We start from the raw sequence: 16,596 nt of genomic DNA on the forward strand, positions 1-16,596 counted from the left end.
GTGGGCCGATCCGCGCTATACCGGCGCGTGTTTGCCCGGGCCTGACAAGACGCCATCCGCTTTCGGACGGCTGACCTAACCCTCTGACATTGCAGAACAAGACGTGACGCGGGCGGGCTTTCCCGTTTGATTTGCGCGCCTGCTCTGCCCAAACCCAACCCCTGACAGGAGCCGGTCGATCTGCCTTGCAGAGGCCGGAAAAAGACATGGACCAAATGACCGACATGCGGGGCGGCGCGCCCCATTCCATCCAACTGGCGATCCACGAGCATGGCGCGCTGCGCGTGCTGCTGGCGGCGGCGCGGGCGCTGATCGGGGCGGTGGTGGCCCCGGTTCTGCCGGATGCGACCGACCGGCTGAGCGATCACCTGCGGCGCGACATCGGGTTGCCGCCACGGGGATCCCCGCTGCCCGAAGCGCCGATGATGCCCGTGCGGTGGTGAAGGTGCGGTGGTGAAGGAGCGCTGGTGAAGGGGCGGGGCCGGATCTGGTGATCCGGCCCCGTGCCGGGCGTGCAGGAACGCGTGCAGAGGGGCGTGCATACGCGCGTGTGCACGACGCACGGTTGGGATGACTGCCTCTCCTTGCCTGTGGAAGGGGAAGAGAGGCGGTGAGGTCCCGCCGTCGGATCAGCCGGCGAGCGCCTTGTTGAGGTATTCGTCCACCTTCTCCAGATAGCCCATGGTGGTGAGCCATTTCTGATCTGGCCCCACGAGAAGGGCGAGGTCCTTGGTCATCCAGCCGTCTTCGACCGTCTGGACGGTGACCTTTTCCAGCGTGGTGGCAAAGCGCAGGAGCGCATCGTTGCCGTCAAGCTTGGCCCGGTGCTTCAGCCCGCCCGTCCAAGCGATGATCGAGGCGATGGAGTTGGTCGAGGTCTGGTGGCCCTTCTGATGTTCGCGGTAGTGGCGGGTGACGGTGCCGTGGGCGGCCTCGGCCTCGACCACCTTGCCATCGGGCGTCATCAGGACAGAGGTCATCAGGCCGAGCGAGCCAAAGCCCTGGGCCACGGTATCGGACTGCACATCGCCATCATAGTTCTTGCAGGCCCAGACATAGCCGCCCGACCATTTCATGGCCGAGGCCACCATGTCGTCGATCAGGCGGTGTTCGTAATGAATGCCGAGGGCCTTGAACCTGTCTTCGAATTCGTTGGCGTAGACCTCGGCGAAGATGTCCTTGAAGCGGCCGTCATAGGCCTTGAGGATCGTGTTCTTGGTGGAGAGGTAGACCGGCCAGCCCTTCATCAACCCGTAGTTGAAGGAGGAGCGGGCGAAGTCGTAGATCGAGGCGTCGAGGTTGTACATCGCCATGGTGACACCCTCGCCGGGGGCATCGAAGACATCGCGTTCGATCACGGTGCCATCTTCGCCCACGAATTTGATCGTGACCTTGCCCTTGCCGGGGAAGCGGAAATCGGTGGCGCGGTACTGGTCGCCAAAGGCGTGGCGGCCCACGACGATGGGTTTGGTCCAGCCCGGCACAAGGCGGGGGACGTTGCGGCAGATGATGGGTTCGCGGAAGATGACGCCGCCCAGAATGTTGCGGATGGTGCCGTTGGGCGATTTCCACATCTGTTTCAGGCCGAATTCTTCAACGCGGCCCTCATCGGGGGTGATGGTGGCGCATTTCACGCCGACGCCGTGTTTCAGGATGGCGTGCGCCGCATCGACGGTGATCTGGTCATTGGTGCGGTCGCGTTCCTCGATCCCCAGATCGTAATAGTGCAGGTCGATGTCGAGATAGGGCAGGATCAGCTTTTTCTTGATGAAATCCCAGATGATGCGGGTCATCTCGTCGCCGTCGAGTTCGACGACGGGGTTGGCTACCTTGATCTTTGTCATGCGCGGCGCCCTTTCGAGGGAGGTGGAGGAGGTGGCGCGTCCATAGTCGAAAATCGCGCGTTTGGGAAGCATTGTATGCAACGGCATACCGCAATTCGCGATTGTTGACCACGCTCGCCCTGTGGTTGATCCTCTTTGCGGACAGGTCCGGAGGGCGTGATGAAGAACATAGCGGTTTTTTGTGACGGGACGTGGAACCATCTGGATATGGCCGAGCCCACGAATGTGGCGATCCTGTCGAAGAACGTGTTGCCGGTGTCATCAAAGGGAGTGGAGCAGCGGGCGATCTATCTGCCGGGGGTGGGGACGCGGAAGAAGGAGGCGGGCGCGATCGAGCGGGCGGTGGACCGGGTGACGGGCGGCGCCTTCGGCTGGGGTCTCGATGGGCGGCTGGAGGCGGCCTATCGCGAGATTGCGGCGGTCTATGCGGCGGGGGACCGGCTGTATCTGTTCGGCTTTTCGCGCGGGGCCTATATGGCGCGGTCGCTGGCGGGGCTGCTCAGGAATTGCGGGCTGCCCGGTGCGGGGATGGAGGCGCGCATCCCCGAGGCGATGGCGCTGTATCGCAACCGCGCGCCCGGATCGCACCCGGATGCCCCGGCAAGCCTGCGGTTCCGGGCCGAATTCTCGCCCCGCTTTGCCACCAGCGAGACGGATCGGATGGTGCGCCCGGGGCCGGTGGAGATGCTGGCGGTGGACTATCTGGGGGTGTGGGATACGGTGGGGGCGCTGGGGGTGCCGGATCACTTTGCGGGCCTCGCCGCGATCACCAACGGGAAGTACAAATTCCACGATCTGCGCCTGTCCAGCATGGTGAAATCGGCGCGCCATGCGGTGGCGATCGACGAGCGGCGGCGCACCTTTCCGCCGACCCTGTGGGAGAACCTGACGGAGTTGAACATCCGCGAGGGCGACATGCCCTATCGGCAGGAATGGTTTCCCGGCACCCATGGCGGGGTGGGGGGCGGGGGGCCGATCAGGGGGTTATCCAATGCGGCGCTTCTGTGGATCGCAGGCGGGGCAGAGGAGGCGGGGATGGAGTTTTCGCCCGCGATGAAGGATGCGGCGCAGATGGCGGTGGCGGTGGATGCGCCGCTGGACAACCATCCCCCCCAGACGGGGCTGGTGGCACGGCTTCTGGCGCGCAAGGCGGTGGACCGGGCGCCGCCGCCGTCGATCCGGGCGGTATCATGGATGGCGCGGGAACGCTGGCGGCGGCATGGCTATCGCCCGGTGCCGTTGCGGCCCTTTGGCCCGAAGATGGAGCCGCCGGTGATGCCGGGGGAATGGGGGGATTAGGCGAAGAAGTGCCGCGCCTGCGCGCGGACCCAGTCCCACAGGCGCGGGGCGCCGCGGGAGATTTTTTCCCCCACGCGGGTGTCGAGCTGATCGAGGGTCACGTTGTAGGTGATCCAGGTGCCGCCGCCCGATTGCAGGTTGGCCATGACGGGTTGCACCCGGTCGAGGCTTTTGGCGAAGCGGGCATCGGGGGTTTGCGCGGCCTCGAACTCATCCCAGAGTGCGCGGAAGTCGCGGGCGAGATCGGGGGGGAGGAGGCCGAAGATGCGGTCGGCGGCGCGGCTTTCGGCCTCTTGCGTGGCGGTGGAGGCGTGGGCGGTGCCGCCCATGGAGTGGATCGGGACGTCGCCCACGTCGATCTCCACCAGATCATGCAGGAGGAGCATGCGGATCACGCGGTTGATGTCCACGCCCGGTTCGGCCTGATCGGCCAGCGTGAGGGCGTAGAGGGCGAGGTGCCAGCTGTGTTCGCCCGAGTTTTCCGCCCGCGAGCCATCGCAGAGCGTCGTGGCGCGCAGGACTGATTTCAGGCGGTCGGCTTCGTTGAGGAAGGCGAACTGGGCGGCGAGACGGTCGTCTGGCGACATCGCGGGCGGTCAGTGCCCGGCATCGGGGCCGCGCGGCGCGGCGGGGGCGGTGCCGCCTTCGCGTTTTGCCTTCAGCGTCTGTTCGAGGAACTTGCGCCCCTTGCGTTCGGCAAGGATCACGCGGACGGCGGTCATATAGGCCTCTTGCGTGGTGGGCGAGGAATCGAGCAGGACCTTGCCCACCTTTTCGTGCAGGCGGTCATCGCCGGTTTCATCCATCGCATCGACCACGTCGCGGGCGAGTTTTTCGGTCAGGTCCTGCAGGATGCCCATCAGCGCGATCCTTCCGTCAGGCGTTTCTTGACGTAGCCCGACACCGTTTCGATCATCGGCTTCATATGGGCTTCTTCATCCTTGAAGAAGTGATCGGCGCCTTCGATTTCGGTATGGGTGATGGTGATGCCCTTCTGTTCATGCAGCTTGGAGACCAGCTGGCGCGTGTCCTTGGGCGGGGCGACGCGGTCGGCAGTGCCGTTGATGATGAGGCCAGACGAGGGGCAGGGGGCGAGGAAGGAGAAATCGTAGAGGTTCGCCGGGGGCGCGACCGAGATGAAGCCCGTGATTTCGGGCCGCCGCATCAGAAGCTGCATCCCGATCCAGGCCCCGAAGGAAAAGCCTGCGACCCAGCAATGCTTGGCGTTCTGGTTCATGGATTGCAGATAATCGAGCGCGGAGGCGGCATCGCTCAGCTCGCCGATCCCCATGTCATATTCGCCCTGGCTGCGCCCCACGCCACGGAAGTTGAAGCGCAGCACGGTGAAGCCCAGATTGAAGAAGGCGTAATGCAGGTTGTAGACGACCTTGTTGTTCATCGTGCCGCCATATTGCGGGTGCGGGTGCAGCACGATGGCGATGGGGGCGTCACGTTCCTTTTGCGGGTGGTAGCGGCCTTCAAGACGGCCTTCGGGGCCGGCGAAAATCACTTCGGGCATTGGTCAGCGCCTGTCTTTATCGGGAGCGATTTGTTGACGACTTCGCTCGGACAATTTAGAACCGTTCCAAAGGCGTGCGGGACGCGTCCTCTGGCGGGTCGGTTTCAGGTAATGGGCCGCATCAGCGCCGTCAATGTTTTTGCAGAGGGTTGGTCATGAAACTGTCGACCAAGGGGCGCTATGCGATGGTGGCGCTGGCCGATCTGGCGCTGACGGAGGCCAAATCCGGGGGCGAGGAACTGGTGTCGTTGGCGGAAGTGGCCAAGCGGCAGGATATCAGCCTGCCCTATCTGGAGCAGTTGTTTGTCAAGCTGCGCCGGGCCGGGCTGGTGGAGGCGGTGCGGGGGCCGGGGGGCGGCTATCGGCTGGCGCGGTCCCCGGATGCGATCCGGGTGTCGGATGTGCTGGAGGCGGTGGAGGAGACGGTGGACGCGCTGCATACCGGGGCGGGGGTGTCGGGCGGCGTGTCGGGGACGCGGGCGCAGAGCCTGACCAACCGGCTGTGGGAGGGGCTGAGTGCCCATGTCTATGTGTTCCTGCACCAGACGCGGCTGTCGGATGTGATCCGCAACCAGATGACGCCCTGCCCGGCCGTGCCGGCGCTGTTTCGCGTGGTGGATGAGGATGTGTAAGGGTTCGATTTTCCTGCGAAAAATCAGGGCTCCCGGCGGTTTGGCGGGGTGCGGGCGGGAGGCCGTGATCGGGTATTTGGGCCAAGGTGAAGCATGAGGTCGCGGGTCTATCTGGACTGGAATGCCACGACGCCGCTGCGGGATGAGGCGCGGGCGGCCATGGTTGCGGCGATGGATGTGGTGGGGAACCCGTCTTCGGTTCATGCCGAGGGGCGGGCGGCGCGGGCGCTGATGGAGCGGGCGCGGGCGCAGGTGGCGGCGGCGGTGGGGTGCAAGCCTGCGGAGGTGGTGTTCACCAGCGGTGCGACGGAGGCGGCGGCGGTGCTGGGGCGGCTGCCCGTGGGCCGGGTGGAGGTGGAGCCCACGGCGCATGATTGCCTGTGGGCGCAGCGGCGCACGGGCGAGGGGGTGCGGGCGCTGGGATGGGGATATGCCAATAACGAGACGGGGGTGATCGCCGAGCCGCCCGCGCGCGACGATGGGGCGGCGCTGATGCTCGATATCGTGCAGGCGGTGGGGAAGGTGCCGTTCTCCTTCGCCTGGTCCGGGGCGGAGATGGCGGTGGTGTCGGCGCATAAGTTCGGCGGGCCGAAGGGTGTGGGCGCGCTGATCGTGCGGGACGGGTTCGACGTGGCGCCCGCGCTGATGGGCGGCGGGCAGGAGATGGGCCGCCGCGCCGGGACGGAGAATATCATCGGCATCGCGGGGATGGGGGCGGCGGCGGAAGCGGCGCAGCGCGATCTGGCGGCGGGCCGGTGGGAAGAGGTTGGTGAACTTAGAAATATTCTAGAAAGCGCATTGTCCTCGGGCGCAAACAATACTATTTCCGTCGGGAATGGTGGGCTGCGTTTGCCGAACACGCTGTGCCTGATCGCGCCCGGCTGGAAGGGTGAGACGCAGGTGATGGCGATGGATCTGGCGGGCTTTGCCGTATCGGCCGGATCGGCCTGTTCCAGTGGCAAGGTGCGGGCGAGCCGCGTGTTGCTGGCGATGGGGTTTGACGAGGTTCAGGCGGCGCAGGCGATCCGGGTGTCGCTGGGGCCGGGCGTGACGAAGGAAGAGGTGCTGCGCTTTGCCGATGTGTGGTGCGCGCAGTATCGCAAGGCCCTGAGCCGGGCCGCGTGAGTTGGAATGAAGCCGGGGCGAGGTGGCCCCTGCCGTGGAGATGGGAACGATGACCGAAGCCGCACTGAAGGACGCCGACATCCGCGAGGGCGTGGATCGCGAGACGATCGAGACCGTGCAGGCCATGGCCGGGAAGTACAAATACGGCTGGGAAACCGAGATCGAGACGGAATATGCGCCGAAGGGCCTGTCGGAGGATATCGTCCGGCTGATTTCGGAAAAGAATGGCGAGCCTGACTGGATGCTGGACTGGCGGCTGGCGGCCTATCGGCGCTGGGTGAAGATGGAAGAGCCGCGTTGGGCGATGCTCAACTATCCCGAGATCGACTATCAGGACCAGTATTACTACGCCAAGCCGAAGAGCATGGCGGTGAAGCCCAAGAGCCTTGATGAGGTGGACCCGAAGCTTCTGGCGACCTATGCGAAGCTGGGCATCCCGCTGAAGGAACAGGCGCTGCTGGCCGGCGTCGAGGCGCCTGAGGGCGAGCGGAAGGTCGCGGTGGATGCGGTGTTTGATTCCGTGTCCGTGGGGACGACCTTCAAGGCGGAACTGGCCAAGGCGGGGGTGATCTTCTGTTCGATCAGCGAGGCGGTGCGCGAGCATCCCGAATTGGTGAAGAAATACCTCGGTTCGGTCGTGCCGCAATCGGACAACTTCTTTGCCACGCTGAACAGCGCGGTGTTTTCGGACGGGTCGTTCGTCTATATCCCCGAGGGCGTGCGCTGCCCGATGGAGCTGAGCACCTATTTCCGCATCAATGCGGAGAATACCGGGCAGTTCGAGCGGACGCTGATCATTGCCGACAAGGGCAGCTATGTGAGCTATCTGGAAGGCTGCACGGCGCCCAAGCGCGACACCCACCAGCTGCATGCGGCGGTGGTGGAGATCGTCATCCTCGACGATGCCGAGGTGAAATATTCTACGGTGCAGAACTGGTATCCGGGCGACGAGAACGGCAAGGGCGGCATCTACAACTTTGTCACCAAGCGGGCGGATTGCCGGGGCGCGCGGTCCAAGGTGATGTGGACCCAAGTTGAGACGGGGTCGGCGATCACGTGGAAATACCCGTCCTGCATCCTGCGGGGCGATGACAGCCAGGGCGAGTTCTATTCCATCGCCATCGCGAACAACGCCCAGCAGGCCGATACCGGCACCAAGATGGTGCATCTGGGCAAGAACACCAAAAGCCGGATCGTATCGAAGGGGATCAGCGCGGGGCGCGCGCAGAACACCTATCGGGGGCTGGTGTCGATGCACCCGAAGGCCACGAATTCGCGCAATTACACGCAATGCGACAGCCTGCTGATCGGCGACAAATGCGGGGCGCATACGGTGCCCTATATCGAGGTGAAGAACAATTCATCCCGCGTGGAGCATGAGGCGACCACATCCAAGGTGGATGAGGATCAGCTGTTCTATTGCCGGTCGCGGGGCATGGATGAGGAAGAGGCGGTGGCGCTGGTGGTGAACGGGTTCTGCCGCGATGTGCTGCAGGCGCTGCCGATGGAATTTGCCATGGAGGCCCAGAGCCTTGTGGCGATTTCGCTGGAAGGGTCGGTGGGGTGATGGCGCCGCCGATTGGCCTGTTCTGGTTTGCCCAGACGCCGAATTTCGGGGATCGGATTTCGGCGGATGTGGTGGCGGCTGTCTCGGGCCGGCCGGTCGTGCATTCGATCGCGCGGCGGGCGGATCTGTTCGCCATCGGCAGCATCCTGAACCGGGCGGCGGCGGCGGTGGCCAAGCGGCCGAATTGGGTGGGCCCGGTGATCTGGGGCAGTGGGATGTTCGGGCCGCTGGACCCGCCGCTGGATCTGGCGCGGGTGGAGATTGCCGCCGTGCGGGGGCCGCTGACGCAGACGCTGCTGGAGACGACCTGCCCGACGTTGGGCGACCCCGGCCTGTTGATCAGCGATGTGGTGGCGGCGCCGGCGCGCGACCTGCACCGCATCGGGATTGTGCTGCATCATTCGGACAAGCCCGACGCGGCGGTGATCGAGGCGCTGCGGGCGGATGGGCGGTTCGATCTGATTGATGTGACGCAGGAGGATCATCTGGATGTGGTCCGCCGGATTGCCGCCTGTGGGCATGTGGTATCATCCAGCCTGCACGGGTTGATCGTGGCCGATGCCTATGGGGTGCCGAACAGCTGGATGGTGAACAACCGCATCCACAAGTCGGGCGCGTTCAAGTTTCATGACTATGCGCTGTCGGTACGGCGGCTGCTGAACGAGCCGCTGGTTCTGGCCGATGTGCCGGACATGGCGCGGCGGGGGGCGTTTTCGACCGAGACACCGGATTATCGGGCGTCGGTCATCGCACTGCGGGATGGCTTGCGGGCCGCTTTCCCGCATGAGGCGCTGGCCCGGCGCGCAGCGGCGCCGCGGGCGGCCCGTGGGCGGGAGCCTGCGCTTGAAACCAGCGAAACGGAATAGGTGCAGCATGATCGTGACGACGACAGGAACGGTGGAAGGCTATCAGATTGCGGAATACCTGGGGATCGTGACGGGCGAGGCCATCATGGGGGCCAATGTCGTGCGCGATCTGTTTGCCGGGATCACCGACATCATCGGGGGCCGGTCCGGCGCCTATGAGGCGAAGCTGGCGGATGCCCGCGAGACGGCGCTGCGCGAGATGGAGGAACTGGCCCGGTCGCGCGGGGCGAGCGCGATCGTGGGGGTTGATCTGGATTACGAAGTGATCGGCCAGATGCTGATGGTGTCGGCCAGCGGCACGGCGGTGCGGCTGGGATAAGGGCCTTCGGGTGGGGAAAATGCAGGAATTTGCCTTGAATTTTGCGCAGTCGCGCCAAGGTTGCGTGGCATCCGATCTTGCAGTGTTTGCTGTAAGTGGTGCCCGGCATGTCGCCCCATTCCAATTTCGACCCCAAGACAGAATTTGCTGCCCGACTGGCCCGGATCGAGGCGGGCGGGATCAATACCAACCGCACGCTTTTCGTGGGGATGGAGGAGATGCTGCATCTGCCGCCCGGCACCTTTGTGCGCAAGCGCAGGCGGCGGGGCAGGGCGGTGACGGTCTTCCTCGGCCTGATCGCGGGTTCGCTGGCGGTGGCCGGGGCGACCATGAGTTCGGCGGGATTCTACTGACGGGCGACGCGCCCGCCATCATCAATCGGCCGCTGTGGCGGCAGGACGGAAACCGGGGGCACCGCGCGGCGGCGGCCCCCCTTTGGCATTAAGGACCGGGGGCGAAAGATGCTTCAGATCAAGAACCTGCATGTGAAACTTGAGGAAGAGGACAAGCAGATCCTCAAGGGTGTGGACCTGACCGTGAAGGCGGGCGAGGTGCATGCGATCATGGGGCCGAACGGATCGGGGAAATCGACCCTGTCCTATGTCCTGTCGGGCCGCGACGGCTATGAGGTGACCGAGGGCAGCGCCACGCTGGACGGCGAGGAGCTGCTGGAGATGGAACCCGAAGAGCGGGCGGCGGCGGGGCTGTTTCTGGCGTTCCAATACCCGGTGGAGATTCCGGGCGTGGGGAACATGACCTTTCTGCGCACGGCGGTGAACGCGCAGCGCAAGGCGCGCGGGCAGGAAGAGATGAGCGCGGGCGATTTCCTGAAGGAGGTGCGCGCCAAGGCCAAGACGCTGAAGATCGACGCCGAGATGCTGAAGCGGCCCGTGAATGTGGGCTTTTCGGGCGGCGAGAAAAAGCGCAACGAGATCCTGCAGATGGCGATGCTGGAGCCGAAGATGTGCATCCTGGACGAAACCGACTCGGGCCTTGATGTGGATGCGATGAAGCTGGTGTCGGAAGGCGTGAACGCGCTGCGCGATGCGGGGCGGGCCTTTCTGGTGATCACACATTACCAGCGCCTGCTGGATCACATCAAACCCGATGTGGTGCATATCATGGCGAATGGCCGGATCATCAAGACCGGCGGGCCGGAACTGGCGCTGGAGGTGGAGAATAACGGCTATGCCGATCTGCTGGCGGAGGTGCAGTGATGGCGCTGCCGCAGGCGAAGCAGGACGCGCTGGCCGCGCGGATCGCGGGGCTGTCGTTCCGGCGTGAGGGATGGCTGGGCGCGGCGCGGGCGGAGGCCTTGGCGCGGCTGACGGCGATGGGGCTGCCTGCCAAGCGCGATGAGTATTGGCGCTATACCGATCCCTCCAGCCTGACGGCGGTGGAGCCGCCCAAGGCGGCGGTGTTCGACGCCAGCGACGAGACGGCGGTCTTTGACGGGATCGACCGGCTGCGCGTGGTGTTCGTGGATGGCGTGTTCGATGCGGCGGCGTCGGACGATCTGGCGCTGGCGGGGGTGGAGATCGAGCGCCTGTCGCAGGCGGGCGGGGCGGATATCCATTGGGCGCGCGATGTCTATGGCGTGCTTGAGGCGCGCGGGCAGGTGCCGGTGGAACGGCCGCTGGCGGCGCTGAATTCGGCCTTTGCGACGGATGGCCTGCTGATCCGGGTGACGGGCAAGGCGGCGCGGCCCATTGCGCTGCATTATGTCCATAATTCAGATAGTTCTGATGCGATCCTGCACCATCTTGTGAAGCTGGAGGCGGGGGCGGAACTGACGCTTTTGGAAAGCGGGCCGGGGGCTGCGCGGTTTTCCGGCGTGATGGAGGTGGAGGTGGCGCCGGGCGCCCGGTTCCATCATGTGCGCTCGCAGGGGCGCGATCATCAGCGCCGGGCGGTGACGCATATCTTTGCCCGGCTTGGGGCAGGGGCGCTGTTCAAGTCGTTCACGGTGACGGCGAATGGCGTGCTGACGCGGAACGAGGCGGTGCTGGAACTGGCGGGCGATGACGCGGTGGCCCATGTCGCGGGCGCGGCGCTGGGGGATGGCGATTTCCATCATGACGACACCGTCTTCGTGACCCATGCGGCGGAGCGTTGCGAAAGCCGTCAGGTGTTCAAGAAGGTGCTTAAGAACGGGGCCGTGGGCGTGTTCCAGGGCAAGATCCTGGTGAAGCCCGGCGCGCAGAAGACCGATGGCTATCAGATTTCCCAATCGCTGCTTCTGGATGAGGACAGCCAGTTTCTGGCCAAGCCGGAACTGGAAATCTACGCCGATGATGTGAAATGCAGCCACGGGTCCACCAGCGGGGCCATCGACGAGACCGCGTTGTTCTATCTGCGGTCGCGGGGGGTGCCGGAACGGGTGGCGCAATCGCTTTTGGTGCTGGCTTTCCTGGCCGAGGCTTTGGGCGAGATCGAGGATGAGGCGATTGCCGAGGATATCCGGCAGCGCCTTGAGGGCTGGCTGGCGCGGCACGAACACTGATGCCGGTGGTTCCCGATATCCTTGCCTCGTGGCGGCGGCCGCGCGCGGTGATCGCGCGCAAGCTGGCGCAAGGGCCGCGCGAGGATCGCGCGATTGCCACGCTGATGGGGGCGTGCGGCCTGATCTTCGTGTCGCAATGGCCCGCGCTGGCGCGCGAGGCGCATCTGTCGCGCATCGCGGCCGAGGCGGCGGGGACGCCGCTGGATCAGGTGCCGGGGCTTGAGGCGCTGATGGGGTCGCGGCTGTTCGCGCTGATCTTCATCGCGCCCCTTGTGTTCTATCTGCTGGCGGCGCTGAGCCATCTTGTGGCGCGGCTGCTGGGCGGCAAGGGCACGGGGTTCGGCGCGCGGCTTGCGCTGTTCTGGGCGCTCTTGTGCACGACGCCGATGATGCTGTTTCAGGGGTTGATCGCCGGGTTTCTGGGCGAGGGGACGGGTGCGACAGTGGTGGGGATTGGGGTTTTCGCGGCCTTCCTCTATCTGTGGATCAACATGCTGATCGAGGCGGAAAAGCCATGGAACTGACACTGGCGAATGTGATGGGGCTGGTGCGGCAGACCTTTGCGGATCCGCGCGGGGCGGCGCAGGTGGTGCTGCGCCTGCCGATGCCGTTGCAGGCGCGGTGGGCGGCGGTGGCGCTGATGGCGGTGCTGTCGGCGGTGCTGATGCATCTGATGTCGGGGCTGATGCCGCCGGCGGTGGGGCCGGATGGGCAGGTGCTGCCCGCGATATCGCCGTTCTTCTGGGCGGGGATGGTGGGGTTCGGCATGGTGATGACCGCGCTTCTGGCCTTTGTCGTGGGGCGCTGGCGCGGGGGCAGGGGGGAGCTGGCGGATTCGGTGATCCTTGTGGCGTGGTTGCAATTCATCCAGCTGCTGATCGTGGTGGTGCAACTGGTGGTGCTGGTCGCGCTGCCGGTGCTTGCGCCCATCGTGGAAGTGGGGGCCGTGCTGATCTTCCTGTGGCTCTTGGTGAATTTCGTGGCCGAGATGCACGGGTTTCGCTCGCTGGGGATGGTGTTTCTGGGGATCGTGCTGACCTTCGTGCTGGCGGTGTTCGGGATGACGATCCTGCTGATGCTGATCGGGGTGGCGCCATGACGATCTATGATGTGGATGCGGTGCGCGCGGAGTTTCCGATCCTGGCGCGGCAGGTGAACGGCAAGCCGCTGGTCTATCTGGACAATGGCGCCAGCGCGCAGAAGCCGCGCGCGGTGATCGAGGCGGTAAGCCAGGCCTATTCGATGGAATATGCCAATGTTCACCGGGGCTTGCATTACCTTTCCAACCTTGCGACCGAAAAGTATGAGGCCGTGCGCGGGATCGTCGGGCGGTTCCTGAATGCCGATCCGGAAGAGATCGTCTTCAATTCCGGCACGACGGAGGGGATCAATCTGGTGTCCTACGCCTGGGCCGCGCCGCGGCTGGGGCCAGGGGATGAGATCGTGCTGTCGATCATGGAGCATCACGCCAATATCGTGCCGTGGCATTTCCTGCGGGAACGGCAGGGGGTGGTGCTGAAATGGGTGGAGTGTGACGCCAAGGGCGATCTGGACCCGCAGGCGGTGATCGACGCGATCGGGCCGCGGACGAAGCTGGTGGCGGTCACGCATATGTCCAACGTGCTGGGCACGGTGGTGGATGTGGCGGCGATCTGTCGGGGCGCGCGCGAGAAGGGCGTGCCGGTGCTGGTGGATGGAAGCCAGGCAGCGGTGCATATGCCGGTGGATGTGCAGGCCATCGGCTGCGATTTCTATGCGGTGACGGGGCATAAGCTTTACGGTCCAAGCGGTTCGGGCGCGATCTTCATCCGGCGCGAACGGGTGGAGGAGATGCGGCCTTTCCTTGGCGGGGGCGACATGATCCGCGAGGTGGGCCGCGATTTCGTGACCTATAACGAGCCGCCGATGAAGTTCGAGGCGGGGACGCCGTCGATCGTGGCGCAGATCGGGCTGGGCGTGGCGCTGGAGTATATGATGGCCCTCGGGATGGAGAATATCGCGGCCCATGAACGGGCCTTGCGCGATTATGCCCGGGCGCGGCTGGCGGGGCTCAACTGGCTGAACGTGCAGGGGAATTCCGACACGAAGGGGGCCATCTTTTCGTTCACCATGGCGGGTGCGGCACATGCGCATGACATTTCGACCATCCTGGACAAGCGGGGGGTTGCGGTGCGGGCCGGGACGCATTGCGCGATGCCGCTGATGGAGCATATGGGCGTGGGTGCCACGTGCCGCGCGTCGTTCGGGCTGTACAACACCGAGGCCGAGGTGGATGCGCTGATTTCGGCGCTGGAACTGGCGAACGATCTTTTCAACGGTTAACCGCTTAGGCGGTTGCATAGGGCTGCGGTTTTCGGTAATCGGACGCTACAGCGCACCCATAGCTCAGCTGGATAGAGTGTTGCCCTCCGAAGGCAAAGGTCGCACGTTCGAATCGTGCTGGGTGCGCCAGTTTCCTTTCTCCGATGATCGACAGACCGCCGCTGGCGGGATTGGTTAAGCTTTATCCTTTTCTTCTTTGATTTATTCTGCGGCGGGCAGAGGCCTGTGCAAGGAGGTGGGGATGCCCAAGGTGGAGATTAGCGAGGCGTTGTTGCGCGAGATTGCGCAAGAGATTTGCCGCGTGGCAGAGACTTTGCCCGTGGGGAGCATGGAGCGGCACAGGATCGAGCGGCTGTTGTGCAATGACAGCGTCATGGTCGAAGCCTACATCAAGAGCAATCTAAGAAAAGCCAATGCCAAGGATGGGTGAGGGGCTGTGGCGGCGGGACTGGTTCGGCCTTTGGGCGGGTTACATTTGATCCGCATATCGTATAATCAATATTATGTCATATACTAGATGCGGAAGCCCTGTGCTGGCCTTGCGCCACAGATTGCGCTAGAAGCCGCGGCGATCCCAACCTGAACCGCCATCGGAGGTGCTGCCGTGACCTTTTCCCGTGCGATCAAGATAGCGCCTTCCATCCTGTCGGCGGATTTCGCGAACTTTGGCGCTGAGTGCCGCGCGATCGAGGATCAGGGTGCGGATTGGGTGCATGTGGATGTGATGGATGGGCATTTCGTGCCGAACCTGACCTTCGGGCCGGCGATGTGCGCGGCGATCCGGCCGCATATCCGGGGCGTGATGGATGTGCATCTGATGATCGCGCCGGTGGATGCCTATATCGAGGCCTATGCCGCGGCGGGTGCGGACATCATCACCGCGCATCTGGAGGCCGGACCGCACATTCACCGCACCTTGCAAGCCATTCGCCACACAGGGAAAAAAGCGGGCCTTGCGCTGAACCCCGGGACCGGGATTGACGCTGTGGCGCATGTGCTGGACATGGTGGACCTGATCTGCGTGATGACGGTGAATCCGGGTTTTGGTGGACAGAAATTCATTCATTCCCAAGTGGATAAGGTGCGTTCCTTGCGTGCCATGATCGGCGATAGGCCGATCCATATCGAGATTGACGGCGGCGTGACGGTGGAGACGGCGCCGCTGGTGGCGGCGGCGGGCGCGGATGTGCTCGTGGCCGGATCGGCGGTGTTCAAGGGCGGATCGGTGGGCGATCCGGCGCCTTATGGCGCGAATATCGCGGCGATCCGCAAGGCGGCGGAAGCGGCGATCTGACAGGTCAGCCAAGCGTTCAGCAGGCCAGTGCAGCAAAGCGTCTGCACGCAGCGGACGGCGGGTTAAGAGGGTGTTGACCCGTTCCCGGTTCAGGCCCCCTGCCCTAGACCACCGCTTTTTCTGCAAAGGGGCGGCCTGCGATCATGCGGTCGACGGAGAGATCGGACAGGTCGATGCTTTGCCATGCGCCGGTCAGGATATGTTCGGCCAGCCCGCGCCCCACGGCGGGGCTTTGCTGCAGGCCGTGGCCGGAAAAGCCGTTGATCAGGTAGAGGTTCGGCAGCGCCGGATGCGGGCCGAGGATCGCGTTCTGATCGAGCGTGTTATAGGCGTAATGTCCCACCCAGTGGCGGATCACCTTGACTGCGTCGAAACAGGGGGCGCGGTGCCAGAGGGCGGGCCAGATCACATCGTCCCACAGATGCAGGTCGGGTTCGAAATCATCAGCGTCGCAGGGGCCGTCATCGCTGGGAACGGTGGCCGTGATCCATTGCTGGTGTTCGGGGCGGATCCAGTAGTCATTGTCGATCAGCAAAGGCGCGCCGGGGTGGCGGGCGTTTGGCGCGTCGATCACGAAGACGGTGCGCTTGCGGGGTTCCACAGCCAGCGGCAGGCCCGCCATGGCCATCACCTGCGCGGCGCGGGGGCCTGCGGCATTGACGGCGGCGGCGCAGGCGACCGGACCCCCCTGCCCCAGCGTGACCCCGGTCACGCGGCCCCCTGTGACGCTGATCCCCGTGACCGTATCGGTGACAAAGCGCGCACCCAGGGCGCGTGCGGCGCTGCGGAAGCCCGCGAGCAGACCCATGTTGTCGAAGAAGCCTTCGTCGCGGGGGCCGAAGCTGGCGCCGGTCAGATCATCGGTGGAGAGCCATGGCCAGCGCGCGGCGGTTTCTGCGGGCGAAAGGATCTGGGTCGCGGCGCCGTGGGCGTGCTGCATCACCGCCACTTCGCGCAGAGTGGCGAGCGCGCTGTCGCTGCGGGCGAGGAAGAGATAGCCGTTCTCGCGCAGGCCGAGCGTGGGGATTCCCACATCGACACCGAGATTGTCCTGAAAGTTGCGGATGAAGTCGATCCCGAAGCGGGAGATGGCGACGTTGACGGGGGTTGTGAACTGCTGCCGGATGCCCGCTGCCGAGAGCGCGGTGGAGGCGCGGGCGAAGCTGGGATCGCGTTCGACGACCAGAACGTCGATGTCGGGCTGCATCCGCTTGAGCCAGAACGCCACCGAGGCGCCCATGACCGCCCCCCCAATGACCACGACATCGGCTTTCATCGCATGCTCCCTGCGCGGATGGGCTGTTTT

General features: G+C 64.9%; 20 protein-coding genes and 1 tRNA gene. 16 read left to right on the plus strand and 5 right to left on the minus strand.

Annotated elements, in window-relative coordinates:
• Nucleotides 1–206 precede the first annotated feature (206 nt).
• A complete protein-coding gene (locus GU920_RS13525) occupies nucleotides 207–443 on the plus strand; it encodes a hypothetical protein (protein WP_235933298.1) in 237 nt (78 codons plus the stop codon).
• Between the two features lie 186 nt (nucleotides 444–629).
• Here GU920_RS13525 and GU920_RS13530 read toward each other — a convergent pair whose 3' ends face one another.
• Entirely contained in the window at nucleotides 630–1,844 is a 1,215-nt protein-coding gene (locus GU920_RS13530; RefSeq protein ID WP_161767620.1) for an NADP-dependent isocitrate dehydrogenase, read from the minus strand.
• Nucleotides 1,845–2,003: 159 nt separating this feature from the next.
• Here GU920_RS13530 and GU920_RS13535 point away from each other — a divergent pair, with 159 nt between their 5' ends.
• On the plus strand, nucleotides 2,004–3,143 hold the full coding sequence (locus GU920_RS13535) for a DUF2235 domain-containing protein (protein WP_161767621.1): 1,140 nt from the start codon (nucleotides 2,004–2,006) through the stop codon (nucleotides 3,141–3,143).
• Here GU920_RS13535 and GU920_RS13540 read toward each other — a convergent pair.
• The 3 genes from GU920_RS13540 to GU920_RS13550 are packed head-to-tail and all read right to left on the minus strand — an operon-like array spanning nucleotide 3,140 to nucleotide 4,662.
• Nucleotides 3,140–3,730: an HD domain-containing protein gene (locus tag GU920_RS13540; protein WP_161767622.1), complete on the minus strand. Its 591-nt coding sequence runs from the start codon at nucleotides 3,728–3,730 to the stop codon at nucleotides 3,140–3,142. The two genes, GU920_RS13535 and GU920_RS13540, sit on opposite strands and share 4 nt — an antisense overlap.
• Nucleotides 3,731–3,739: 9 nt before the next feature.
• On the minus strand, nucleotides 3,740–4,003 hold the full coding sequence (locus GU920_RS13545) for a hypothetical protein (RefSeq protein WP_201744140.1): 264 nt from the start codon (nucleotides 4,001–4,003) through the stop codon (nucleotides 3,740–3,742).
• Nucleotides 4,003–4,662: an alpha/beta hydrolase gene (locus GU920_RS13550; RefSeq protein WP_161767623.1), complete on the minus strand. Its 660-nt coding sequence runs from the start codon at nucleotides 4,660–4,662 to the stop codon at nucleotides 4,003–4,005. The genes GU920_RS13545 and GU920_RS13550 overlap by 1 nt, the downstream gene beginning before the upstream one ends.
• 155 nt (nucleotides 4,663–4,817) lie before the next feature.
• Here GU920_RS13550 and GU920_RS13555 point away from each other — a divergent pair, with 155 nt between their 5' ends.
• The 14 genes from GU920_RS13555 to rpe all read left to right on the plus strand — a co-directional run bounded on the left by GU920_RS13555 (nucleotide 4,818) and on the right by rpe (nucleotide 15,290).
• The gene (locus GU920_RS13555) at nucleotides 4,818–5,294 is read left to right on the plus strand and encodes a Fe-S cluster assembly transcriptional regulator IscR (RefSeq protein ID WP_161767624.1); all 477 of its coding nucleotides are present in this window, start codon (nucleotides 4,818–4,820) and stop codon (nucleotides 5,292–5,294) included.
• A gap of 93 nt (nucleotides 5,295–5,387) precedes the next feature.
• On the plus strand, nucleotides 5,388–6,419 hold the full coding sequence (locus GU920_RS13560; RefSeq protein ID WP_161767625.1) for a cysteine desulfurase family protein: 1,032 nt from the start codon (nucleotides 5,388–5,390) through the stop codon (nucleotides 6,417–6,419).
• 49 nt (nucleotides 6,420–6,468) lie between these two features.
• Nucleotides 6,469–7,986, plus strand: a complete 1,518-nt coding sequence (gene sufB, locus GU920_RS13565) for a Fe-S cluster assembly protein SufB (protein ID WP_161767626.1) — start codon at nucleotides 6,469–6,471, stop codon at nucleotides 7,984–7,986.
• On the plus strand, nucleotides 7,986–8,852 hold the full coding sequence (locus tag GU920_RS13570; RefSeq protein ID WP_161767627.1) for a polysaccharide pyruvyl transferase family protein: 867 nt from the start codon (nucleotides 7,986–7,988) through the stop codon (nucleotides 8,850–8,852). The genes sufB and GU920_RS13570 overlap by 1 nt, the downstream gene beginning before the upstream one ends.
• Before the next feature lie 7 nt (nucleotides 8,853–8,859).
• A complete protein-coding gene (locus tag GU920_RS13575) occupies nucleotides 8,860–9,171 on the plus strand; it encodes a heavy metal-binding domain-containing protein (protein ID WP_161767628.1) in 312 nt (103 codons plus the stop codon).
• 107 nt (nucleotides 9,172–9,278) lie between these two features.
• A complete protein-coding gene (locus GU920_RS13580; protein WP_161767629.1) occupies nucleotides 9,279–9,524 on the plus strand; it encodes a hypothetical protein in 246 nt (81 codons plus the stop codon).
• Between the two features lie 108 nt (nucleotides 9,525–9,632).
• Nucleotides 9,633–10,388 carry a Fe-S cluster assembly ATPase SufC gene (sufC, locus tag GU920_RS13585; RefSeq protein ID WP_161767630.1) on the plus strand — a complete coding sequence of 252 codons (756 nt, stop codon included), beginning with the start codon at nucleotides 9,633–9,635 and terminating at the stop codon, nucleotides 10,386–10,388.
• On the plus strand, nucleotides 10,388–11,674 hold the full coding sequence (sufD, locus tag GU920_RS13590) for a Fe-S cluster assembly protein SufD (protein WP_161767631.1): 1,287 nt from the start codon (nucleotides 10,388–10,390) through the stop codon (nucleotides 11,672–11,674). The genes sufC and sufD overlap by 1 nt, the downstream gene beginning before the upstream one ends.
• Nucleotides 11,674–12,198, plus strand: a complete 525-nt coding sequence (locus tag GU920_RS13595; RefSeq protein WP_161767632.1) for a YIP1 family protein — start codon at nucleotides 11,674–11,676, stop codon at nucleotides 12,196–12,198. Before sufD ends, GU920_RS13595 begins: the two co-directional genes overlap by 1 nt.
• Nucleotides 12,189–12,773 carry a YIP1 family protein gene (locus GU920_RS13600; protein ID WP_161767633.1) on the plus strand — a complete coding sequence of 195 codons (585 nt, stop codon included), beginning with the start codon at nucleotides 12,189–12,191 and terminating at the stop codon, nucleotides 12,771–12,773. The genes GU920_RS13595 and GU920_RS13600 overlap by 10 nt, the downstream gene beginning before the upstream one ends.
• Nucleotides 12,770–13,996, plus strand: coding sequence for a cysteine desulfurase (locus GU920_RS13605; RefSeq protein WP_201744141.1), 1,227 nt, complete (start codon nucleotides 12,770–12,772; stop codon nucleotides 13,994–13,996). The genes GU920_RS13600 and GU920_RS13605 overlap by 4 nt, the downstream gene beginning before the upstream one ends.
• Before the next feature lie 52 nt (nucleotides 13,997–14,048).
• Nucleotides 14,049–14,125: transfer RNA gene (locus GU920_RS13610), tRNA-Arg, on the plus strand.
• 112 nt (nucleotides 14,126–14,237) lie between these two features.
• Nucleotides 14,238–14,426: a hypothetical protein gene (locus GU920_RS13615; RefSeq protein ID WP_161767634.1), complete on the plus strand. Its 189-nt coding sequence runs from the start codon at nucleotides 14,238–14,240 to the stop codon at nucleotides 14,424–14,426.
• A 174-nt stretch (nucleotides 14,427–14,600) separates the two neighbouring features.
• Nucleotides 14,601–15,290: a ribulose-phosphate 3-epimerase gene (gene rpe / locus GU920_RS13620; protein ID WP_161767635.1), complete on the plus strand. Its 690-nt coding sequence runs from the start codon at nucleotides 14,601–14,603 to the stop codon at nucleotides 15,288–15,290.
• A gap of 103 nt (nucleotides 15,291–15,393) precedes the next feature.
• Here the strand turns inward: rpe and GU920_RS13625 are convergent, their stop codons facing one another.
• A complete protein-coding gene (locus GU920_RS13625) occupies nucleotides 15,394–16,566 on the minus strand; it encodes an NAD(P)/FAD-dependent oxidoreductase (RefSeq protein ID WP_161767636.1) in 1,173 nt (390 codons plus the stop codon).
• Nucleotides 16,567–16,596 lie beyond the last annotated feature (30 nt).

It is taken from the genome of Paragemmobacter ruber (genome assembly GCF_009908315.1).
Classification (GTDB): domain Bacteria; phylum Pseudomonadota; class Alphaproteobacteria; order Rhodobacterales; family Rhodobacteraceae; genus Paragemmobacter; species Paragemmobacter ruber.